At 31.4% G+C, this 22,000-nt stretch carries 20 protein-coding genes and 1 other RNA gene; 10 read left to right on the top strand and 11 right to left on the bottom strand.

Going from position 1 to position 22,000, the window contains the following annotated elements; translation table 11 throughout:
- A partial coding sequence (locus H8K90_RS16300) for an HYR-like domain-containing protein (RefSeq protein ID WP_222611377.1) occupies window positions 1-4,423 on the bottom strand: 4,423 nt, incomplete at its 3' end.
- Between the two features lie 33 nt (window positions 4,424-4,456).
- On the bottom strand, window positions 4,457-4,909 hold the full coding sequence (locus tag H8K90_RS16295) for a hypothetical protein (RefSeq protein WP_186847057.1): 453 nt from the start codon (window positions 4,907-4,909) through the stop codon (window positions 4,457-4,459).
- 293 nt (window positions 4,910-5,202) lie between these two features.
- Here H8K90_RS16295 and H8K90_RS16290 point away from each other — a divergent pair, with 293 nt between their 5' ends.
- The 4 genes from H8K90_RS16290 to H8K90_RS16275 all read left to right on the top strand — a co-directional run bounded on the left by H8K90_RS16290 (window position 5,203) and on the right by H8K90_RS16275 (window position 9,289).
- Window positions 5,203-5,691: a SixA phosphatase family protein gene (locus H8K90_RS16290; protein WP_186847056.1), complete on the top strand. Its 489-nt coding sequence runs from the start codon at window positions 5,203-5,205 to the stop codon at window positions 5,689-5,691.
- Entirely contained in the window at window positions 5,691-7,745 is a 2,055-nt protein-coding gene (ppk1, locus tag H8K90_RS16285) for a polyphosphate kinase 1 (protein WP_186847055.1), read from the top strand. Before H8K90_RS16290 ends, ppk1 begins: the two co-directional genes overlap by 1 nt.
- Window position 7,746: 1 nt before the next feature.
- Window positions 7,747-8,652, top strand: a complete 906-nt coding sequence (locus tag H8K90_RS16280) for a Ppx/GppA phosphatase family protein (RefSeq protein ID WP_186847054.1) — start codon at window positions 7,747-7,749, stop codon at window positions 8,650-8,652.
- A 106-nt stretch (window positions 8,653-8,758) separates the two neighbouring features.
- A complete protein-coding gene (locus H8K90_RS16275) occupies window positions 8,759-9,289 on the top strand; it encodes a porin family protein (RefSeq protein ID WP_186847053.1) in 531 nt (176 codons plus the stop codon).
- 47 nt (window positions 9,290-9,336) lie between these two features.
- Here the strand turns inward: H8K90_RS16275 and miaE are convergent, their stop codons facing one another.
- The 4 genes from miaE to H8K90_RS16255 form a co-directional block, all read right to left on the bottom strand.
- Window positions 9,337-9,918, bottom strand: a complete 582-nt coding sequence (miaE, locus tag H8K90_RS16270) for a tRNA-(ms[2]io[6]A)-hydroxylase (RefSeq protein ID WP_186847061.1) — start codon at window positions 9,916-9,918, stop codon at window positions 9,337-9,339.
- A 10-nt stretch (window positions 9,919-9,928) separates the two neighbouring features.
- The gene (locus tag H8K90_RS16265; RefSeq protein ID WP_186847052.1) at window positions 9,929-10,504 is read right to left on the bottom strand and encodes a hypothetical protein; all 576 of its coding nucleotides are present in this window, start codon (window positions 10,502-10,504) and stop codon (window positions 9,929-9,931) included.
- Window positions 10,505-10,508: 4 nt separating this feature from the next.
- Window positions 10,509-12,242 carry a DNA polymerase III subunit gamma/tau gene (gene dnaX / locus H8K90_RS16260; RefSeq protein WP_186847051.1) on the bottom strand — a complete coding sequence of 578 codons (1,734 nt, stop codon included), beginning with the start codon at window positions 12,240-12,242 and terminating at the stop codon, window positions 10,509-10,511.
- 109 nt (window positions 12,243-12,351) lie between these two features.
- The gene (locus H8K90_RS16255; RefSeq protein WP_186847050.1) at window positions 12,352-13,209 is read right to left on the bottom strand and encodes a hypothetical protein; all 858 of its coding nucleotides are present in this window, start codon (window positions 13,207-13,209) and stop codon (window positions 12,352-12,354) included.
- Window positions 13,210-13,387: 178 nt separating this feature from the next.
- Between H8K90_RS16255 and rnpB the strand changes: the two genes are divergently transcribed.
- Window positions 13,388-13,722, top strand: an RNA gene (gene rnpB / locus H8K90_RS16250) — RNase P RNA component class A.
- A 54-nt stretch (window positions 13,723-13,776) separates the two neighbouring features.
- Here the strand turns inward: rnpB and H8K90_RS16245 are convergent.
- The 4 genes from H8K90_RS16245 to H8K90_RS16230 all read right to left on the bottom strand — a co-directional run bounded on the left by H8K90_RS16245 (window position 13,777) and on the right by H8K90_RS16230 (window position 16,518).
- Window positions 13,777-14,268: a nuclear transport factor 2 family protein gene (locus H8K90_RS16245; protein WP_222611376.1), complete on the bottom strand. Its 492-nt coding sequence runs from the start codon at window positions 14,266-14,268 to the stop codon at window positions 13,777-13,779.
- A gap of 171 nt (window positions 14,269-14,439) precedes the next feature.
- The gene (rsmD, locus tag H8K90_RS16240; protein ID WP_186847048.1) at window positions 14,440-14,979 is read right to left on the bottom strand and encodes a 16S rRNA (guanine(966)-N(2))-methyltransferase RsmD; all 540 of its coding nucleotides are present in this window, start codon (window positions 14,977-14,979) and stop codon (window positions 14,440-14,442) included.
- The gene (locus H8K90_RS16235) at window positions 14,979-15,785 is read right to left on the bottom strand and encodes a DUF3822 family protein (RefSeq protein ID WP_186847047.1); all 807 of its coding nucleotides are present in this window, start codon (window positions 15,783-15,785) and stop codon (window positions 14,979-14,981) included. Before H8K90_RS16235 ends, rsmD begins: the two co-directional genes overlap by 1 nt.
- A 1-nt stretch (window position 15,786) precedes the next feature.
- Window positions 15,787-16,518: a hypothetical protein gene (locus H8K90_RS16230; RefSeq protein ID WP_186847046.1), complete on the bottom strand. Its 732-nt coding sequence runs from the start codon at window positions 16,516-16,518 to the stop codon at window positions 15,787-15,789.
- A gap of 154 nt (window positions 16,519-16,672) precedes the next feature.
- Between H8K90_RS16230 and H8K90_RS16225 the strand changes: the two genes are divergently transcribed.
- The 5 genes from H8K90_RS16225 to H8K90_RS16205 are packed head-to-tail and all read left to right on the top strand — an operon-like array spanning window position 16,673 to window position 21,269.
- A complete protein-coding gene (locus H8K90_RS16225; protein ID WP_186847045.1) occupies window positions 16,673-18,109 on the top strand; it encodes an ATP-dependent DNA helicase in 1,437 nt (478 codons plus the stop codon).
- Window positions 18,110-18,168: 59 nt separating this feature from the next.
- A complete protein-coding gene (gene kdsB, locus H8K90_RS16220; RefSeq protein ID WP_246457852.1) occupies window positions 18,169-18,897 on the top strand; it encodes a 3-deoxy-manno-octulosonate cytidylyltransferase in 729 nt (242 codons plus the stop codon).
- Complete coding sequence (locus H8K90_RS16215; RefSeq protein ID WP_186847044.1) at window positions 18,888-19,601, top strand: HAD family hydrolase; 714 nt, start codon at window positions 18,888-18,890, stop codon at window positions 19,599-19,601. The genes kdsB and H8K90_RS16215 overlap by 10 nt, the downstream gene beginning before the upstream one ends.
- A gap of 35 nt (window positions 19,602-19,636) precedes the next feature.
- Window positions 19,637-20,719 (top strand): iron-containing alcohol dehydrogenase family protein, encoded by a 1,083-nt coding sequence (locus tag H8K90_RS16210; protein ID WP_186847043.1) that lies wholly within the window; start codon window positions 19,637-19,639, stop codon window positions 20,717-20,719.
- A gap of 1 nt (window position 20,720) precedes the next feature.
- A complete protein-coding gene (locus tag H8K90_RS16205; protein ID WP_186847042.1) occupies window positions 20,721-21,269 on the top strand; it encodes a 1-acyl-sn-glycerol-3-phosphate acyltransferase in 549 nt (182 codons plus the stop codon).
- 238 nt (window positions 21,270-21,507) lie between these two features.
- On the opposite strand, the gene H8K90_RS16200 is transcribed toward H8K90_RS16205, so the two are convergent.
- Window positions 21,508-21,993 (bottom strand): nuclear transport factor 2 family protein, encoded by a 486-nt coding sequence (locus H8K90_RS16200; protein WP_186847041.1) that lies wholly within the window; start codon window positions 21,991-21,993, stop codon window positions 21,508-21,510.
- Window positions 21,994-22,000: the final 7 nt, after the last annotated feature.

Below are 22,000 nucleotides of genomic sequence, written 5' to 3'. Positions count from 1 at the left end.
ATCCTGGGTTAGGAGTGTAAGTGTAAGATCCATCAGGATTTACCACTACAGTTCCGTTAGCAGGTTGTGTATTAGCTGTAACGGTTTGGTTATCACCTTCAAAATCTTCGTCGTTGGTTAAAACATTGCCAGAAACAGGTTGATCGACGTATGTGTTGTTGATGTCTGCAATAGCATCAGTACAATTAGATAAAATATCTGTTGCAACGCTAATTTTACATCCATTAGAATCTAATACAATTACAGTATAATTTCCGGCTGTAAGATCTATAAAAGTTCCATTAGGTATATAATTAGTGCCATTATCTATTGAATAGGTATATGGAGGCGTGCCACCAGATCCTTCAATTGAAAATTGTCCTAAACCAGAACAAACAATATTAGTTTGCGAAGTAATTATACCAGAGATGCTTTCAGTAGGTTCATTAACAGTAGTTTGACTTGTTATTTTACAACCATTAGCATCGGTAATAGTTACTGAATATATTCCTTCAGTAATACCGGTTAAATCTTCAGTTGTTTCGCCATTATTCCACAAGAAAGTGTAAGGAGGTGTTCCTCCAGATACTGTTAAATCTGCAGAACCAGTATTATCACCTTTACACAGAATATTAGTCACATTAATTCCAGTGCTTAATGCATTTGGTTGGTTTACTGTTATTGAAGTACTCTGCTTACATCCTGTAGTTTGGTCAGTTACTGTCACTTCATAATCACCTGCAGGTAATCCTGAAACACTAGGAGTTGTATCAGTTAAGGTATCCCATTCATAAGTAAATGGACCAGTACCGTTAGAAACCACAGCAGTTACACTTCCATTACTTTCTCCATTACAAGTTACTGGAGTTGAGCTTCCCGAGATTGATAAATTATTACAAGTACCAGAATTAACAGTCGCTCTAGACATTGCAGTACATCCATTAGCATCTGTTACTGTTACAGAGTAACTTCCAACGGATAATCCAATAATACTTGCAGATGTTTGTCCATTTGGACTCCATAAATATGAATATGGTGGTGTACCACCAGTTGCAGTTGCTAAAATAATTCCATCGTTAGTTAATGGACCCAATAAATCTGAGACTAAAGTGCTAACATTTAACGCGCTATTTGGTTGTGTGATTTCAACCGATTTTTGTGTAGGTGTGCAAACTGCACCATCCATAGTAACATCGACATCATAAGTTCCTGCAGAAAGATTATTTATTGTACTCGTAGTTACACCAGAATCAACTTGACCATTACTCCATGTAAAAGTAAATGTAGCAGTAGGATATTCATCAGAACTAGCCGATACTGTAGCTGAACCAGCAGCTTCACCAAAACAAGAAACATTATTTGTGTTTTCTGTCGTAACTTCAACATCACAAGTATCATTACATAATATTTCAATACTTTCTGTTATTTCACAACCATTAGCATCAGTTACTGTTACAGAGTGATTAGTAGAGTTTAAGTTATTAGCTGTTACCGATGTTTGGTTATTGGCTGATGCACTCCATAAATAGGTATAAGGTGCAGTCCCTCCAGAAACACTTACAGTTGCTTCTCCATTAGAACATCCTTGAGCTGTAGTTGCATCAACTTTGGTTAAAGAAATACTTAATGGAGTTGAAGGTTCTGTTATTGTAGCATCAATAGAAGTTGTACATCCTTTAGTGTCAGTTATAGTAACAGAATAAAAACCAGCTCTAACATTTGTTATGTTTTGGCTTGTTGAAGAGTTACTCCATAAATAAGAATAAGGTGCCTCACCACCTGAAATGTTTATTGAGATTCCGCCAGTTGATTCACCAAAACAATTTACATTGTTTATGGTATTAATACTTGCAGTTATAACAGGATGGTTAACAGTAATAATCTGAGTGTGTTCAATATTATTACCACATTCATCTTCTGCAAACCAATTTCTTTCTATAGTATGAGATGCATCACAGTAAGTACCGTTTTCTGTTTCTGTAAATACTACATTAACGTTATTATCACAATCATCAGAAGCAGTTAATATGGCAGCTGTTGGTATAGTAGCTGATGTTACCGTAATATCTCCTGGTAAACTTTCGTTAAATGAAGGCGCCGTAGTATCTATAATAGTTATTATCTGATCCTGAGAAATAGAATTGTTACACTCATCAACAGATGTCCAAGTTCTGGTTATCGTAGCAGAATCACCACAACCTGTTACTGATGAATCAGTATAAGATAAAGTGATATTGCCACAAGTATCTTTTGAAGTCGCTGTACCAGTATTTGATGGATCAATACTTTCTGAACATTCAATAGTAACATCAGCAGGAATAGTAATTGTAGGAGCTGTTTTGTCATCTACATAAATAGTTTGATTTCCGGAAGATACATTACCACAAGCATCAGTTGCAGTCCATGTTCTTACTATAGTTTTTGTATTACCACAAGACCCCAAAGTTACCGCATCAGATTGTGTAATAGTTACAGAACTACAAGTATCTGAAGCAGTTGCTTCTCCAGTGTTAGCGCTAGATTCATCTTCTGAACATTCAATGGTTAAATCATCTGGAATTGTAATTGAAGGTGGTGTTGTATCTTGAACAGTAATAGTTTGAACAAATTCTTTAGTTTCACCACATTCATCTGTAAACGACCATGAATTAGTATAGGTACCATTTGCAGGGCAACTACTATCAGCCACAAAAGCATTAGATGTTTTTGTTATTGTAAAATTACACTTATCAGTTACTGGTTCTAAATTTTGTGCGGCATCTAATGCGGCAGTATCAGAACATTCTACAGTTCTATCTAGTTCATTGATAGCAGTTGCCCAATTAACAATAGGTTGATTAATATTAATTGTTAAAGGCTGTTTGTTACCGATATTGCAATCATTTAAACTACTAGAACTAATACTTGTGTGTAAATCTGGATTTTCAGTACCATTATAAGTAGCAGTAAATTGTAAATCGAATGACAAATCACAATTTTCTTCTAGGAAATAACATTCATCAGCAATTTCGAGATCAAAATATATAAAGAACGGTGGATTATTAGAACTCACTAAATTATCAGCAATGTTATATACTAATTCCCCTGTAGTTGAATTAAAAGAATAAGTTACTCCAGTTGGTAAGCCATTTGGAATAACGTTTGTAATTTGTGGAGGAAGGGTAGTTGCAATTGATAAATTTACGGCATCATCATTTCCTTTATTTCTTACCTCAAAACTAAAACCAAGTAAATCACCAGCATTTGCAGGATTAGAACCTGAGTCCATAACTATTTCTATAGGGTCTAAATCTGGAGACCATACATCTACTGAAAGTCCCAGTAAATATAGTCCATAGGTTTCTTGATCTGACGTTAATCGTAACGTAGCAGAAGTTTGATTGTTATCAATTATACTATTAGCTGGATTTTTAAGTTCAAAAACAGCGGCATCAAAGCCTAAGGTGTTTAAACTGGCGGGAGCTCTATCTGTAAAATTTGAATTGCCAACGGTAATTCGGCTATTAAAAAAATTATCACTAGATCTTTGAGGTGCAGAAATTGATTCAAAAACATTTGATGTATTTCTTATTTGTAATTGATCACCATCTAAATCTTGATCACCTTCTAAACTACCCAAAATAATATTGGCCTTTACTTTACCAACAGGTACTGTTTTAAAACCATTAAAATTAATGTCAAAATTATTTACATGCTTAGTTACATGAGCATAACCATCAAATAACGTAATATTTCTTGTAGAAAGTTTAGGGCTTTCATAAATAAAAACAATTTGCCATCCACCGGATGTACCAATTGTATTTCCGTCGTGTCCAATTACGGAACCTATTTTAGCTTCGACATTTGCAACTTGATATTTTCCAAATGGATCAGCTAAGTTCGTTACTTGATTTGTAATATCTTTTACACATACATATGGATCATTATTAATATGTGAAGCTTCATTTCGTCCTCTATAAATTACCTGATCTGCAGTTAAAGTTGTATAGTTACTTTCTCCTGGAAGCATTAACTTTACATCGTTAAAATTCCAATTTGGTTGGTTTTCAGAGTTAATATTACTTGTTGGCTCTTTATCTGCAGCTACCCAATACAAATAAGCTCTAACAATTGAAAGACAAGACACATTAGACTGTGGATTGCTTAAATTAGCACTACTGGAGTTAAAGGTATCATCAATGTTATCATTGTTTTGATCAAAAAGACCATCTATATCTACATATACATTATTAGTAAAATTATGGTTACCATCACTACCGTTATAATTGGTAGTTGCAGTCCTGGATAGCATGTTATTTGCAATCATAGTAACATCACCATTTATAGTTCCGTTATATCTAGGAGCAAAAGTTTCCAAAACCTGTGCAGAAGCAAAGATTCCAGAAAGTAACATAAACAAGCAAATTATGTTTTTTATTTTATTATGATTAATAGACTTATTCATAAGAATCAAATTTGTTTATCAATTAGCTTCACACTAATTAAATTTTTCTGGATCTGGAATTAATGATTTTATTATAACAGAATTACTTAATGACTCTCCTGTTAGTGATTTGGCTTTTATTTCTGAACAATTCCAAGTATTGCGTTTAATATCTTTAGGTCTAGAAATTTTTACATAAAATTCTATAGATTCACCAGACTTGATACTAAATTGATTATTAACTTGACTTTTATTTTTGCTAAGTACAGATTGAATTAAATCAACTTGCTTATTATTTTCAATATATTGACATGCAGTATTGTCTATATTAATATTGAATTTTGCTGTAGAATTACCGTTATTAATTATTTCCATTAGATAAAAATGTTCAGTTTCATTTACTGTTTTATCAGTATCTATTTTTAAGTTTAATTTAAGGTATTCTTGACCAAAGAATAATTGCATGCTTAGGCATACAAATAAAATTGCAAATACAGTTTTTTTCATTTTTAGATAAATTATTAGTACAAATAATTCTACTCAAAAATTGATTTAGAAAATTTCTAAATCAATTAATTTAATGTTTGTAATAAAAATAGAGGGAAGTAAAAATTACAATAAATGATTAATAGTATGGATTAATATATTTTTGATTTGGGGTCATTTACATTAATTTTACACAAACAAAAGAACTCATAACTAAAATTTTAAACAAACATTAAAGTTTAAGCGGCAATATACTCGTTAAAACGGAGATATGAAACATTTTATCGGAAAAAATTGCATTTAATCGATTTTTTATGAAGACCATAATACTCGTAAGACACGGAAAATCATCATGGGAATATGATGTTATTGATAGGGAAAGACCATTAAAATCTAGAGGTGAAAATGATGCCGAATTGGTTGCAAATCAGTTTGTTAAAATCAATGATTTTATACCGAAAAATATATTTTCTAGTCCAGCAAATAGAGCCTTAAGTACTTGCAAAATTTTTGTAAGATTATTCGGTATATCGCAAAATTCAATAAATGTCGATGAATGTTTATATGATTTTGTAGGTGAAAATGTGATTGATTTTATTAAAAAATTACCAAATGATTATGATGATGTTATGATTTTTGGACATAATCATGCTTTCACATCTATTTCTAATATATTTGGAAGTACTTATATAGATAACCTTCCAACTAGTGGATTGGTGAAAATTAATTTTGAAATTGATAACTGGAGAGATTTAGAAAAAGGTACTACTGAATTCATAATTACCCCAAAGGAATTAAAATAATGACAAAAGACAAAAATATATATATAAACAGGGAGTTAAGTTGGTTGCAATTTAATGCTCGAGTTCTACAAGAAGCTGCTGATAAAGATGTACCTCTTATTGAGCGCTTACGCTTTTTAGGAATTTTTTCGAACAATTTAGATGAATTCTTTAAAGTAAGATATGCCACAGTAAAACGAATTTACGAAGCTGGAAAAGGCGGCAAAAGTGAATTAGGTGGTATAAAGGCTGGTGATCTTTTAGAGGAAATAACAAAAATAGTAATAGATCAACAAACAGAAAGTTTAAAAATTCTTGAAGAAATAGATAAAGAACTTGAAAATGAGAACATTTATATAATTGATGAAACAGAAATAGACGAAGATCAGCATGAATTCATCAAGAATTACTTTTATCAAGAAATAAGTCCAGCTTTAGTTGTTATAATGTTAAATGAAGATGTTGCATTACCAGAATTAATGGATATCTCAGCTTATTTAACAGTAAAAATGACCAGTGCTGAAGAGAAATCACAGGTAGCTCTAATTGAAATATCATCAACCATGGATCGCTTTGTGGTTTTACCAAGCAAAGACGACAAAAGTTCTATTATTATGATTGATGATATCCTAAGATATTGCTTAGATGATATCTTTAACATTTTTAATTATGATAGCATTAGTGCTCATATGATTAAAATTACTAGAGACGGTGAATTAGATTTTGATAGTGACTTAAGTAAAAGTTTTATAGATAAATTATCCGAAAGTGTTAAGGATAGACAAAGTGGAGATCCTGTACGATTTGTATATGATAAAAATATTGATCAAGACACCTTAGCTTTTCTTTTAGAACGCATGTCTATACATAAAAAAGAGAGTATAATTCCTGGTGGTCGTTATCATAACCGTAGAGATTACATGAACTTTCCAAGTTTAGGTAGAACAGATTTACTTTACGACAAAATTCAACCATTATCAGTAAAAGGGCTAAGTTTAGAAAATAGTATTTTTAAAACAATTGCTAAGAAGGATTATTTGGTATATACACCATATCACACATTTTCATACATAGTTAAATTTCTTAGAGAAGCAGCCTTAGATCCAAAAGTAAGAACGATTAAGATTACTATTTATAGGTTAGCTCAAATATCTCATGTTGCTAGTTCGCTAATTAATGCAGCCAAGAATGGTAAAAAAGTTATTGTTTCCATAGAGCTAAGAGCTCGTTTTGATGAAGAAGCTAATATTAATTACGCAGAGCAGATGCAAGATGAAGGTATTACTATGTTATTTGGCGTAACAGGTTTAAAAGTGCATAGTAAAATGTGCGTTATTGAACGTGAAGAAAACCAAAAACTAGTAAGATATGGCTTTATAAGTACAGGGAATTTTAATGAATCTACCGCAAAAATTTATACAGATTTTACGTTACTGACGGCCAATTCTAAAATTCTCAAAGACATTAATAAAGTGTTTAACTTCTTTGAGGTTAATTATAAAATCTATAGATACAAACATATTATTACATCACCGCATTATACAAAATCGAAACTGTTTGCATTAATAGATAATGAAATTGAAAGTGCGCAAAAAGGAAAACCAGCCTATATAAAATTGAAATTGAATAGCATTAGTAGCTATAAAATGATAGATAAATTATATGAAGCGAGTAGAGCAGGTGTAAAAATTCAAATGATTGTAAGAGGCCTTTGTTGTTTAGTGCCAGGAGTAAAGGGTATGAGCGAAAATATTGAAGTTATAAGTATTATAGATAAATTTCTAGAACATACACGTTTGTATATCTTTGCCAATAATAATGACCCAAAAATTTATATTTCATCAGCAGATTGGATGACTAGAAATATTGATAATAGAGTAGAAGTGAGTTGTCCTATTTACGATGAAGATATTAAATTAGAATTACAACATTTATATAATATATGTTGGAATGATAATGTAAAAGCACGCATTATTAATGAAACTCAGAATAATGTCTATAGAAGAAATGACAAACCTAAAGTAAGAGCTCAGTTTGATACTTATAATTATTACTTAAACAATTTAGAAGAATAACATGCTGAAGATACAGAAATATGCAGCTATAGATATTGGATCTAATGCTGTGAGGTTATTAATTTCAAACATTATAGAACAAGATGATGAGCCAGTAGTGTTTAAAAAAAACTCCTTGGTTCGTGTACCAATTAGATTAGGTGCAGATGTATTTATTAATGGTGAAATATCAGAATATAACCAAGAGCGAATGATAGATACTATGAAGGCATTTAGCCTACTCATAAAATCACATAATGTTGTTCGTTATAAAGCTTGTGCAACTTCAGCAATGCGCGAAGCAAATAATAGTGCACCTCTTTCTAAAAAAATTCTTGAAACTTGTGGAATCAATATAGATATTATTGATGGAGAAGAAGAGGCAACAATAATTGCTGCAACAGATTTAAATAATTTTATAGATCCAAATAAAACATATCTTTATGTTGATGTTGGTGGAGGAAGTACCGAATTTTCGATAATACATAATGGAGAAAAAATTCAATCTAAGTCCTTTAAAATAGGAACTGTAAGGTTGTTAAATGATATTGTTAAAAATGCAACTTGGTTAGAATTGGAGCATTGGATAAAAGAAAATACTAAAAAGTATTATAAAGTCGACCTTATTGGTTCTGGTGGTAACATTAATAAAATATTTAAGATTTCTGGAAAAGATATCGGTAAGCCTTTGACATATTTTTATTTAACAAGTTACTATAAAATGCTTCAAAATTATTCTTATGAAGAGCGTATAACTAAATTAAATCTTAATCAAGATAGAGCGGATGTTATTATTCCTGCGACACGTATATATCTTTCTGCTATGAAATGGAGTGGTGCAAAAGATATTTATGTTCCAAAAATAGGACTCTCAGATGGTATTATAAAAAGTATGTATTATGAAACTATACCAAGTGTTGTTTTATAATTGTAATATTAAAAACACCCATTTATCTAATTTTTCTCTATAAAAATCTATATATTCATTTGAATTTTAGAATTTCAATTATCTTCGCTAACTCAAATTGAAAATTATGAAAAGATATTTATTTGTTTTGTTTTTAGTTGCTTTTACAACGGTTTCTCTTTCACAAGAGGTTAGGTATGGAGTAAGAGGAGCACTTAATGTGTCTAACCTAGATTTTGACCCGAGTCCAACAATAGACAATCAGCATCGAAATGGTTTTGCTTTTGGTGGTTTTGTAGAATATGGTTTTTCTGAAGAGGTTTCTTTGTTAACCGAACTACAATGGTCTGCAGAAGGTGGAAAAGAAGAGGCAATTAGAGCAGATTATTTAAAACTGCCTGTTCAGTTAAGATTCTCAGTTTCTGAACGTTTTACTTTAGGCGCAGGACCTCAATTAGCTTTAAAAACATGGAAAGATAGTGACGGCTTTGCCACGTTTGTATTTTCTGGTGTTGCTGGTGCAGAATATATGATTACTGACGAATTGTTTGTAGATGCCAGAGTTCATTATGGTTTTAGTAACATCTTAGATGAGGATATAACTGATATTAAGGTGAAAAATCATGTTATCCAATTCGGATTTGGAATAAAAATCTAAGCTAAAAAATTATAAAACTAAAGCCTCAACTAATGTTGAGGCTTTTTTTATCCGTGTATGGTCTCTTTATTGCCAAGATCTTTCATTATCTCAGCTTCATAATCTAGTAGTTGTTGCCATTTCTCATCTACTTCTTTTCGTTCACCATATTGCCTTGCAAAGTTTAAGAACATAGTGTAATGTCCTGCTTCGCTAATCATTAATTTACGGTAAAATTTAGCTAATTTTTTGTCTTCCAATTCCTCAGAAAGTAGTCTAAAACGTTCACAGCTTCTGGCTTCAATAAGCGCTGCGTATAAAAGGCGATGCACCAATTGTGTAGTTCTGCTTCCACCTTTTGGAAAAAACTTTATAAGTGCAATAACATAGTCGTCTTTACGATCTCTACCTAACGTCCATCCATGTTCTAAAATCTTATCGTGTACCATTTTAAAATGGCTCATTTCCTCATTAGCGAGTTCTATCATTTCTTGTACAAGTTCAGTGTACTCAGGAAAACTCACAATTAGAGAAATAGCAGTACTTGCAGCTTTTTGCTCACAATAAGCGTGGTCTGTTAGTATATCTTCAATATTCTTTTCAACAATATTTACCCATCTTGGGTCCGTAGGTAGTTTTAGTCCTAGCATCATATTTTAATTATATTGAGGTAAAAATTGCTTTCCCGCTTTTATCAATCTTTAGTTTTTGCCAATCTATATAATCTTGGTTAGGAATTGCATAAGCGATATCAATAAACACAGCATCTTCAGTGCTTAATTCCTCATCTATTTGTATAGATTTTAAAACGGCATGCTTATAAAAATTATAAATTGGTGAACCTGAATTTAGGTTTGGTAAGTAACCTAGTTCTGTATTCATCTTAGATTTACTAAACTCTTGCTTATAAATTACTTTTCCTTCTTTCTCTACAAGCACATTAATTTTAAACTGTCTGTAATAAGTTTGATAGTTAATAGTGTCTTTAATTTTTGTGAATAAAACACTATTAGTCATGTCTGTATAGGCTTTAATTTTTATATGGAAGCCATTACTAAAAAGTGTATCAACCTCTTGTTCTACATATGTTTCTGGTTCGTATACATCAACTTGCAATGTTACTTTTTTATTAAACTCTTCAATACTTTCAGATAAAGCCTGGTTTTGAGTTTTTCTACCCTCACAACTTGTAAAAGCAATAACAAGAATTAATAAAAGTCCTAATATATTCCTCATAATATTAAATATCTAATCCAAATGTTTTTCGGAGAAGCTCAATATTTGGGTTTTTCTCCTTTAATTTTTCATACTTCTCTTGTGGAGTAAAAGCGTATTTCTTTGCAATTTCTTCGTTAACTGTAATGTTTAATTTTAAATCGTAGTTAAGTAGTGTTTTCTTTAAAAAGGCCATTAGAGGAAACTCTGCGCGTTCTAACTCAATTTTATTGGTGTTATTAGAATAGGTTAAATGGATGGTTGTACCTTCTAATTTTGGCTGGTCCATTTGTAAAATTGAAGCCATAATTTTCTCACCTTTTTTATCCATTTTAGCTGTATATGCTTTCCAAGCTTTGGTTAAAGCTTCTTGTGTTACAGGCTCTTTCGGTAAGTCGTCCTCATCAATAATAACATCCATTTGTCTGATAAGGTGCTCTTTTTTCTCTCTTATACTTTTTAAGGATAAACCAGAAGTAACTTTACTCGGTTTATTAATTGATATTTTAGGAATTACGGGCTCAGCAACAACTGTATTTTTTTCGGCAGTAAGGACTTCTTTTTGCTTAGTTATCTTGGTAACAGTAGCTTTTTCAGCAGTATTTGTAATGTCTACTGGTTTATTTACAGGAATTGGAGTAATGCCTTTTGCCTTAAAATAAGATGGTGGAATTATGAAGTGCTTACTATTTTTTTTTTCTCCATCAAAAGTGATAGAGGCAAGTTGCATAAGTGTAAGTTCTACAAGTAATCGTTGGTTTTTACTTGTTTTGTATTTTAAATCACAATCGTTAGCCATTTGTATGCCTTGCATTAAAAATGAATGCGATGTTTTAAGGCATTGCTCTATATATTTTTGTTTCGTGTCTTCACCAACTTCTAACAACTCAATAGTTGCCTGGTTTTTACAAACCATTAAATCTCTAAAATGTGATGCTAAACCTGCAATGTAATGATGACCATCAAAACCTTTGGATAATATAGAGTTGAATTGCACCAACAAATCCGGAATCTTGTTTTCTAAAATTAGATCGGTACTCGTAAAATAAGTTTCGTAATCTAATACATTTAAATTTTCAGTAACCGCTTGTCTGGTTAAATTTTTACCAGAAAAACTTACTACACGATCAAATATAGATAGTGCATCTCTCATAGCTCCATCTGCTTTTTGAGCTATAATATGAAGGGCATCATCTTCTGCGGTAATATCTTGTTCTTTTGCTATATATTTTAAATATTCTTTAGCATCAGTAACGGTTATACGTTTAAAATCAAAAATCTGACAACGCGATAAAATCGTTGGAATGATTTTATGCTTCTCAGTAGTTGCTAAAATAAATATACAGTGTTTAGGTGGCTCTTCTAGCGTTTTAAGAAATGCATTAAATGCTGCCTGAGATAACATATGGACCTCATCAATAATATATACTTTGTACTTACCAACTTGAGGTGGAATCCTAACCTGATCGGTTAAACTCCTAATATCATCTACGGAGTTATTAGATGCCGCATCGAGTTCAAAAATATTAAAGGCAAAATCTTCGTCTTCACTTGTGTTGCTATCACTATTTATCATTTTAGCTAAAATACGCGCACAAGTAGTTTTACCTACACCACGAGGACCTGTAAACAATAAGGCTTGAGCTAAGTGATTATTTTCAATGGCATTTAATAAAGTGTTAGTAATAGCCTGCTGCCCTACAACATCTTTAAAGGTTTGTGGTCTGTATTTACGAGCCGATACTACGAAGTGTTCCATTGAAAATTTACTGAATTACAAATTTAAAAAAAGAAGCCCAATTTAGAGTTTAAATTGAGCTTAGTTTATTTGAGTTATTAACAGAATTAATTATAACAACAATATTGTTTTAGTTCATTATTTCTACTAATTTTTTTAAATCCTTTAATTTCAGCTTTGTTTTGACTTTACGATAGTTGATACTTCTATGGGACATATCTACTTCTCCAAACCAAATCATGTCTTTACCTGAACTCGATTCTACAACTCTACCATTTTCAAGAAATGCTACATCTTTTACTTTGTCAACTATAACTATTTCAATTTCAGATTTGGTTACCAACTTATACTTATATTTATATAAATTGCCAAGGTTATTTTTAAACTTATCGTCAACAGCTTCTTCGTCAATATATAAGGTCATTTTTTTTAATTCATCCGCCATTTCACTTTGGTCTAAACCATTTTTTGTTGCTTCCTTAGAATCGTTCCAAGCTGTTTTGGGATCTAAGTCCTTCATTCCGTTTAGATGAATTTTTATCATCTGTATTTGCCTTATAAGTTCAGCAAGTGATACTTCTTTATCAAATTCAAAACCATGTTGATGTACTGGCATTTTGCTATTACAATTTCCCATATTGAAAACTTCTTTTAATTCATTTCCCAAACCAGTTGGTGATTTGTAAGTGCGATTGCCATGTGTAAAATAGGAGTAGGAGTTATCTTTTCTGAGTTTTTTAAATTCTTTTGGAGTAACATACATAATTTTATCATTTAGATCCCATTCACTTTCAAATGCTCTTTTAATGAACTCATTATACTTAGTATTCTCTTCTTTTTTTTCATCTTTTAATACAACTAAAAGTGTTCTTTTTTGAAATTCGCTAGCAGCTTCCTTCATTTTTGTCAATTGTTTTTCAAATCGTTGAGCCTGCATTGAGGAAATCGAGGTTAGGAACGCAAATAATAAAATAACTGTTTTTTTCATGGATTAAATTTTTAATTATGTATCAATAATAATAATAATAATAATAAGCTTATTCTTATAAGCCTTTTGTTTTATTACACATAAATCGGGCAATCTACATGTTATTTCGTTTTATAAACGAAGTGTATATTGTCTTTTGTAATTAGAGATTTACAATTTGTTTAATGTAAATTTGCATTAAGTAAATCGCCTTATCGATTCTAAATTTATTTAGGGTAGGAAAGTCCGAACACCATAGTGCAATCATAGTGGCTAACAGCCATCCATCGAAAGGTGAGGAAAAGTGCAACAGAAAGTATGTACAGGTAATGCTGTAGTGAAACCAGGTAAACTCTATGTGGTGCAATGTCATGTAAACTAACGTTTGAGCGTGCACGCGCGATTGTTAGAGGGTAGGCAGCTAAAGTTTGCTAGTAATAGTAAACGTAGATAAATGATAAGGGCTTTTCATTTTTAGAATTCATTTTCTAAAAAAGAAAAGTACAGAATTCGGCTTATAGATTTGCTTAAGTATAAAAGCCCTTTGCAGATTATCTGCAAAGGGCTTATTTTTTTGTTTTAGTTGGATTATTCTTTGGGTGGTGTTAGTGTGAATCCTTGACTTTGTGCAATGTTCAATATATCATAGAAATAATGCATATAGACAATTTTACCTTGTTCTATTCTAGAAACTGTATGGTACGGAACTACAATTTCCTGGCCCGATTTCTTGTTGGTAATTGTGTTTGTTCCCCAAGACAATAACCATTCTCCTTCGTTCCAATTGTTTTCTACTTTTACAGGCAAATATAAATCGCGAGTAATTGAATGTTTATATTGATTGGTGCTACTGGTGAAGTATTCTTTGTGTTCCTTTACATTTAATGAGTCTAATCCCCCTCCCAATCCGTAGATCATAGCATTTTCATGAAGCTGTGCATTCATTTTATTAATATCTCCCTTTTGCAAAGCTTCAGTATAGTTACGTAAAAGTTTCTCTGCGACTTCAGAATTTTTAAATTCGAGAGTAACTTCGGGTTCTTGAGCATTAGTAATGAAACTAATTCCTAGCACTAGCATTGCTAAGACGATAATCTTTTTTGAAATTTTCATAATTGTTTGGTTTTAATTAATAGCGTTTAACCATAACAATTGAAGAAGAAACACGTAGAAATACTAATAGAAAAATCTATTAAGGCTATTAAATGTAGTGAATATAATCGATTAGGAATTAAGCTACAAAACTGATAATCAATTTGTTTCAAAAAAGCTAAACATATTTCCACCATAACTTTTAGAATGCGAAAAATGCTCTAAATGACTTAAATCGGTATGTTTAGAATGTTCTACAATTAGCAAACCTTCTTCATTTAATAAATCATTTTTAAAAACCAATTCTGGTATTTTAGAAAATGCTTCAACATTAAAATCATAAGGAGGATCAGCAAAAATAACAGTGTGCTTTTGCTTAGATTTTTCAAGAAATTTAAATACATCACTTTTAATGGTACTAATAGACATATCAAAAGCTTCGGCAGTTTCGTTTATAAATTTTATGCAACCGTAATTATCATCAACTGCAGTGATTTGTTCAGTGCCTCTCGATGCAAATTCGTAACTGATGTTTCCTGTACCCGAAAATAAATCTAGAACCGAAATATCATCAAAATAGTACTGATTATTTAAGATGTTAAATAACGCCTCTTTTGCCATATCTGTTGTGGGTCTTACAGGTAGTTTTTTTGGCGCCGTAATGCGTCTGCCTTTATATAATCCAGAAATAATGCGCATTAAAAGGAGTTTAGGATAAGGTAATGTTGGTGTAAGTTGTCGGTTGTAATGGTATTAGAAATTTTAAATTTAAAATCTGTGCTAATCAAATCGATGTGCCGAACATATGTGTAAAGTATAGTGTATAATTCATCCTCTTTATCAATAGCTCCACTGAGTTTTACATGGGTTGTTTCTACATCTAATTTTAACTGTTCAAACACAAATAATAAATAGTAAATAAAATCCTCTTTGCTATGATACTCAAAAACATTAAATAGCTGTAATTGGCCTTTGTCTACAACCAATACTTCAATAGTATTTTTGTTACTATTTATATATACTATTGGATCTTCTGAGGTATTTTCTTTTTCTAAAATAGTGTCAATTAAAACACTAGATGCATGTTTGTATACAAACTCACCAAAAGTATCGAAAATGTAGTTATTAATATTTACATAAGGTACGTAAACATTTATGCTATCATTTGCTGTAATTTCATCTTCGGTAATAAAATCTGTTCTAAGAATTTTTGAATTAAATTTTAGATAGTCTGCTTTATTCTTTTCATCATATAATGATTTAGGGACTAATGTCGATAATTCGTTTTGATGAATTACTAATACAGCATCAAAATCTTCAGAAAACACAGTATTACTGCTAAGTTCTGCCTTTAGATGGTTAAGTACATTTGCAGGATTTAGTTTATTCGCAAACGCAATTGTTTTTAAAAATTCAATTGTGTTTGTTTCCTTATTTAGAATACAAAAAGAAAGCCCATTCAAATTGATTTGAATGGACAGTTCTTTAATATTGTTTGCGTTCAAACTATTCTTTTTTAGCGTAGCTCTTTGGCCAGTTTCCTTTAGTAAATACTTCTTCCATAGAACCTACCATTAATTTAGGTCCATTAACGCCATCTACAGACATTACTTGTTTTTCTTTTTGGATTAAGTATTTATCTAGTCCGTCTAAAACAATTGCTTTATCAACACTAGCTTCAAAAACAGGAATATTATCATCATCAAGCTTACCAGCTTTAAGATCGAATTTAGCACCTTCTTTACCAACACCAACATTCATCATTGTCTTGTAGCGCGTATCACCTTCGAAAATAGAATCCTTTACAGAATAAAAACTTAAGGTATCAATTAAGGTAAGTGTTTTAAAAGTTTCTACACCTCCAAAGGCCTTAGTTCTTTCTTCATCTAATACTAAAGTATCACGTCTTTGTGTAATAGGTACTTGACCATTCTCTGCGAAATTGATTAGTTTATCAAAGCTATCTGTGTATTCTCCATGCACTTCTTTGTAAGCTAATTCAGCATCTCTAATATCTATAAGGCGATCTACTACAACCTTAAAACGTTCTTCTTTAACCTGGTTAAATTTAATCTCGTCGTAAACAGAATTAAACGTCATATAACCAAGTACTATAATTATTGCCCAAAGTACAAGATGAATAATTGGTTTCATTTTTTTTGGAACATACTTATCGATTAACCAAACAATACCAACGGTTAATAGTATAATAACTACAATTGCAATAATTACTTTCATATATCTGTTTATTAATTAGCTCTATCGCAAATCTACAATTTTTTTTTGTTGGTAAAAATAATCTAAATAAAAATCATTAAAAATATAGAAGTAAATAATATAAGTCGCCGCAAAATATAGAATATTGCTATCTTGCTTGATATTTACTTTTTGTATGATCTCTAATGCTTCTGCATTTTATTCGCTATTAAAATCTAAGTTTCCATTTACACCAACATCTAAGCAAGATATGGTGTTAATGCAGTTATCACAATTTATTTTTGATGCGAATAAAAATTCAATTTACTTATTAAAAGGTTATGCCGGAACCGGAAAAACAAGCATTATTGGTACAATAGTTTCTAATTTATGGCAGGTTAAAAAAAGTGCTGTTTTATTAGCTCCAACTGGTAGAGCTGCTAAGGTAATTTCTAACTATTCTAAGAAGGAAGCGTTTACTATTCATAAAAAGATATACTTTCCAAAAAAAGACAAAGGTGGAGGTGTAAAGTTTGTAATGCAGCCCAATAAACATCGTAACACTATTTTTATAGTAGATGAAGCATCTATGATACCAGATACACCTTCAGATTCTAAATCTTATGATAGTGGATCGCTCTTAGACGATTTAATGCAATATGTTTATTCTGGTCATCAATGCAAATTACTACTCATTGGAGATGTGGCTCAATTACCACCTGTGAAATCAGATTTAAGTCCAGCATTAAATCCTGATAAATTAAGCTTAAATTATAATAAAGATGTTATTGGTATTGAGTTAGATGAAGTGGTAAGGCAAGAACAAGATTCTGGTATTTTAGAAAATGCCACAGAACTTAGATCTGTTTTAGAAACCAATTTTTACGATAGCTTTAAATTTAATGTAAAGCCTTATAAAGATATTGTAAGACTTATAGATGGCTACGAAATTATGGATGCTATTAATGATGCTTACAGCGCAAATGGTTATGAAGAAACTGCGATTATAGTAAGAAGTAATAAACGTGCAAATGCCTACAACCAACAAATTCGTCAGCGCATTTTATTTAATGAAACAGAACTATCTGCTGGTGATTATTTAATGGTTGTAAAGAATAATTATTTTTGGATTAAACCCACAACCGAAGCTGGTTTTATAGCTAATGGTGACATTATTGAAGTGCTCGAAATTTTCAGTATTAAAGAATTATATGGCTTTAGATTTGCTGAAGTTAAAATGAAAATGGTCGATTATCCTCGTATGCGACCTTTTGAAACCGTATTGCTTTTAGATACTATTGATGTAGAAAGTGCCTCGTTGAGTTACGACGAATCTAACCGACTATACCAAGAAGTGTCTAAAGATTATGAAAACGAAACCTCTAATTACAAGCGTTTTTTAGGAGTAAAAAACAATAAGTATTTTAATGCCTTACAGGTTAAGTTTTCTTATGCAATAACTTGTCATAAATCTCAAGGTGGACAGTGGAATACGATTTTTATTGAGCAACCTTATTTACCAGAAGGCATGAATAGAGATTACCTACGTTGGTTGTATACGGCTGTAACACGTGCCAAAGAAAAATTGTATTTAATAGGTTTTAAAGATGATATGTTTACCGAAAATGAATAACAATTCTCTATACATATGATTATAAAATCTGTATTTTTGAGTTATCATAAAATTTATAAATGAAAATAATTTCCATGATTCCTGCACGATATAGTGCATCTAGATTTCCGGGTAAATTGATGCAGAATTTAGCAGGAAAATCCGTGATTTTAAGAACCTATGAGGCAACTGTAGCTACCAAACTTTTTAGCGAAGTATATGTAGTAACGGATAGCGAAGTTATTTTTAATGAAATTGTAAATAATGGTGGAAAGGCAATAATGAGCATTAAAGAACACGAATCTGGTAGTGATAGAATAGCTGAAGCTGTTGCTAATGTAGATTGCGATATCGTTGTTAATGTGCAAGGTGATGAACCTTTTACTGAGCACGAAAGTTTATACAAAGTGCTGGAGGTTTTTAAAGATGATGTTAAAAAGGAAATTGACCTCGCATCGTTAATGGTAGAAATTACTGACGATGACGAAATTAATAATCCAAATACGGTTAAAGTCATCGTTGATCAGGATAATTTTGCATTGTACTTTTCTCGCAGTCCAATTCCATTTCCAAGAGATGAAAATGCCGGAGCACGCTATTTTAAACATAAAGGGATTTATGCATTTAGAAAAGATGCTATTTTAGACTTTGCAAAGTTACCAATGCAATTTCTTGAAGCATCAGAAAAGATTGAATGTATCCGTTATTTAGAGTATGGTAAGCGTATTAAAATGGTCGAAACCCAAATACAAGGTGTAGAAATCGATACACCAGAAGATTTAGAAAAGGCGAAGCGTTTGTGGAAATAGATTACAAAAACATAAAAGTTATTGGTTTCGATGCTGATGATACGCTTTGGGTTAATGAAACTTATTTTAGAGACGCTGAAGAAGAAGTAGGTAGATTGTTGTCTCATTACGAAACACCAAACAAAATAGACCAAGAACTCTTTAAAATGGAAATTAAAAACCTGCCAATTTATGGGTATGGTGTTAAAGGGTTTGTGTTGTCTATGGTAGAGCTAGCTATTGAGCTTTCTAACGGAAAAGTGTCTAACGAGATTATAAAAAAAATGTTAGAGATAGGAAAGGACATGATAAATAAACCCATTGAGTTATTAGATGGAGTAGAAGACGTCCTAAAAACCTTATCAAAAGATTATAGATTAATTGTAGCAACTAAAGGTGATTTATTAGACCAACAAAGAAAATTAGAAAAATCGGGATTGATAGACTATTTTCATCATATTGAAGTTTTAAGTGAAAAGCATGAAGCCGATTATTCTAAATTATTAAAGCATTTAGATATAATACCTTCAGAATTTTTAATGATAGGTAATTCATTAAAATCTGACATTTTGCCTTTAATAAATATTGGGGCAGAAGCTATACATGTGCCATTTCATACAACTTGGCTACATGAAAGAGTAACTAAAAAAGAAACAAATGGAGCAGAATTTAAAACTGTAGAAAGTTTAATTGAAATTTTAGATTTTTTCAAGCCAATTAAATAAACTAAGTTTTTATTTTTGTTAAAGATATTGAGTAAATGATATATAAGAATTATCCGATGGTTTCCCGAGTAGTTTTTGGGCGAGGAAGTTTTAATCAATTAGATGAAATTCTTTCGCCAAAACGCAAAGGGCGTAATGCACCATTTATATTTTATGTCGATGATGTGTTTAAAGGAAATCATTGGTTAACCTCTAGGATAACCTTGTCTTATAAGGATAAAATTATTTATGTACCTACAAAAGAAGAGCCAAAAACTTCGCAAATAGACCAATTGGTCGAAGATATAATTTTAGAGTATAGCGAATTGCCATCTGGTATTATTGGAATTGGTGGAGGTATTGTAATGGATATTGCTAAAGCTGTGTCTTTAATGCTTACTAATAAAGGAAACTCTAAAGATTATCAAGGTTGGGATTTAATAAAACAACCCGCTATTTATCATGTTGGTGTACCTACAATTTCGGGTACAGGTGCAGAAGTATCTCGTACTACAATCTTAACTGGCCCAGAACGAAAATTAGGCATTAATAGTGATTATACGCCTTTCGATCAAGTCATTCTCGATCCGGAGTTAACCAAAGATGTACCTAAAGATCAATGGTTTTATACTGGCATGGATTGTTTTGTTCACTGTATAGAATCACTTAATGGCACTTATTTAAATGCCTTTAGTGAGAGTTATGGTGAAAAAGCATATGAGCTTTGTAAAAAAATATTTTTAGAAGATTCATTGAGTAAAGAAGAAGCTCAAGATAAGTTGATGATGGCATCGTGGCATGGAGGTATGAGTATTGCTTATTCTCAGGTTGGTGTCGCACATGCTTTAAGTTATGGCTTAGGTTATTTATTAGGTATAAAACATGGTGTTGGTAATTGTATTGTTTTTGATCATCTAGAAGACTACTACCCAGAAGGTGTTGCACAATTCAAAAAGATGAAAGCGAAACATAATATAGAATTACCTCAAGGTATCTGTGCAGATTTAGAAGATTATCAGTTCGATACCATGATAGATGTAGCCTTGAGTTTAGAACCACTTTGGGAAAATGCTTTAGGTAAAAACTGGAAAACTATAGCTACACGAGAAAAATTGCTTTCGCTTTACAAAAAAATGTAAGATGCGCTGGTTAGCAAAATTTATTTACTTTAAATTAATGGGATGGAAGGTAGTAGGTAATACTAACTTTTCTAAAGACACCGTAAAAAAAGCCGTTATTATTGCTGTTCCGCATACAAGTTGGCACGATTTCTATTTAGGGATATTACTAAGAAAAGTAACTAATGTAAAGACTAATTTTGTAGGAAAGAAGGAGCTATTTGTTTGGCCATTTGGATATTATTTTAGATGGGTAGGAGGTAAACCTTTAGATAGAACTTCTGGGCAAAATAAGGTGGAGGCCATTGCTAAATTATTTGATGAAGCAGACGAATTTCGTTTAACCTTAGCACCAGAGGGAACCAGGAAAAAAGTAGATAATTGGAAAACAGGTTTTTACTTTATTGCAAAAGCTGCTAAAGTGCCTATAATTATGTTTACACTCGATTTTAAAAATAAACAAAATAAAATCTCTGAGCCTTTTTATCCTACAGACGATATGGAAGCCGATTTTAAGTTTATGAAAGCGTTTTATAAAGGAGTAGAAGGAAAGGTTAAGGATTACAGTTAGATTCAATCTTTAAGTCTATACATCAATTTTAATACACTTCAATCTTTATCTATTGTACAATCGGCTTGCTTTTACGCCAAATTTTTTTACTAATCGTGTATTATCAATAACCAGTATTCATTTCATCGATTTTTTTAGAGTTATAATAAATTTGGCATAAGATTTGAAGTATTTATTTTGCAATGAAACATAAAGTAAACTCTTAAGTCCCTAAAAAGAAACATTGCTACAAAAAAAGCTATCGATCCAAATCCGTTAGCTTTTTTTCTTCTATATATTTATTCAATAGGTAATTGGTTTGCGTTTTTAGTTTATTACTAAAATAACGAGTTCTACCAATGACTAAGCCTTTAAAACCCATTGCCTGTTTAGCCCAATTATATAGATTAAAAGTGTCTTTATGACTAATGATTAAGCCATCTTTAAATTCAAATTGTGCGTCAATCTTATTATGTACTTTTCGGCCTGTTTTACTAAACGTGTAAAACGCTTCCCAATGTGCTGAACCTTCAGTTTCATTTGCAGTTATGTCTGAAGAAATCACTTTAAAATCTTTTCCTTTTTGAGATGCACATAGCATTTGCCACATTGCTTTTGCTTTATCTCCTTTAAGAACACCAAAAGCAGGATCTTCAAAAACGATATCTTTATGATAGTAGGACACCATAGTTTCGGCATCAAGATCACTAAAAGCTTGGTAAAATTTTTCTATTAAAGTTTCCATTTTTTAA

This window comes from Winogradskyella echinorum (genome assembly GCF_014297365.1).
In the GTDB taxonomy this organism is placed as follows: domain Bacteria; phylum Bacteroidota; class Bacteroidia; order Flavobacteriales; family Flavobacteriaceae; genus Winogradskyella; species Winogradskyella echinorum.
The sequence above is the reverse complement of the archived record's forward strand: the minus strand, read 5'-3'. Positions and strand labels throughout refer to the sequence as shown.

Excerpts from the sequence above, each read along its gene's own strand:
- miaE (WP_186847061.1), bottom strand. The coding sequence starts at position 9,918 with ATGCTAGGACTAAAACTACCTACGGACCCAAGATGGGTAAATATTGTT.
- H8K90_RS16200 (WP_186847041.1), bottom strand. The coding sequence starts at position 21,993 with ATGGAAACTTTAATAGAAAAATTTTACCAAGCTTTTAGTGATCTTGAT.
- H8K90_RS16295 (WP_186847057.1), bottom strand. The coding sequence starts at position 4,909 with ATGAAAAAAACTGTATTTGCAATTTTATTTGTATGCCTAAGCATGCAA.
- H8K90_RS16280 (WP_186847054.1), top strand. The coding sequence starts at position 7,747 with ATGCTGAAGATACAGAAATATGCAGCTATAGATATTGGATCTAATGCT.
- H8K90_RS16275 (WP_186847053.1), top strand. The coding sequence starts at position 8,759 with ATGAAAAGATATTTATTTGTTTTGTTTTTAGTTGCTTTTACAACGGTT.
- dnaX (WP_186847051.1), bottom strand. The coding sequence starts at position 12,242 with ATGGAACACTTCGTAGTATCGGCTCGTAAATACAGACCACAAACCTTT.
- H8K90_RS16210 (WP_186847043.1), top strand. The coding sequence starts at position 19,637 with ATGATATATAAGAATTATCCGATGGTTTCCCGAGTAGTTTTTGGGCGA.
- H8K90_RS16265 (WP_186847052.1), bottom strand. The coding sequence starts at position 10,504 with ATGAGGAATATATTAGGACTTTTATTAATTCTTGTTATTGCTTTTACA.
- kdsB (WP_246457852.1), top strand. The coding sequence starts at position 18,169 with ATGAAAATAATTTCCATGATTCCTGCACGATATAGTGCATCTAGATTT.
- H8K90_RS16230 (WP_186847046.1), bottom strand. The coding sequence starts at position 16,518 with ATGAAAGTAATTATTGCAATTGTAGTTATTATACTATTAACCGTTGGT.
- H8K90_RS16245 (WP_222611376.1), bottom strand. The coding sequence starts at position 14,268 with ATGCTAGTGCTAGGAATTAGTTTCATTACTAATGCTCAAGAACCCGAA.
- rsmD (WP_186847048.1), bottom strand. The coding sequence starts at position 14,979 with ATGCGCATTATTTCTGGATTATATAAAGGCAGACGCATTACGGCGCCA.
- ppk1 (WP_186847055.1), top strand. The coding sequence starts at position 5,691 with ATGACAAAAGACAAAAATATATATATAAACAGGGAGTTAAGTTGGTTG.
- H8K90_RS16225 (WP_186847045.1), top strand. The coding sequence starts at position 16,673 with ATGATCTCTAATGCTTCTGCATTTTATTCGCTATTAAAATCTAAGTTT.
- H8K90_RS16255 (WP_186847050.1), bottom strand. The coding sequence starts at position 13,209 with ATGAAAAAAACAGTTATTTTATTATTTGCGTTCCTAACCTCGATTTCC.
- H8K90_RS16290 (WP_186847056.1), top strand. The coding sequence starts at position 5,203 with ATGAAGACCATAATACTCGTAAGACACGGAAAATCATCATGGGAATAT.
- H8K90_RS16205 (WP_186847042.1), top strand. The coding sequence starts at position 20,721 with ATGCGCTGGTTAGCAAAATTTATTTACTTTAAATTAATGGGATGGAAG.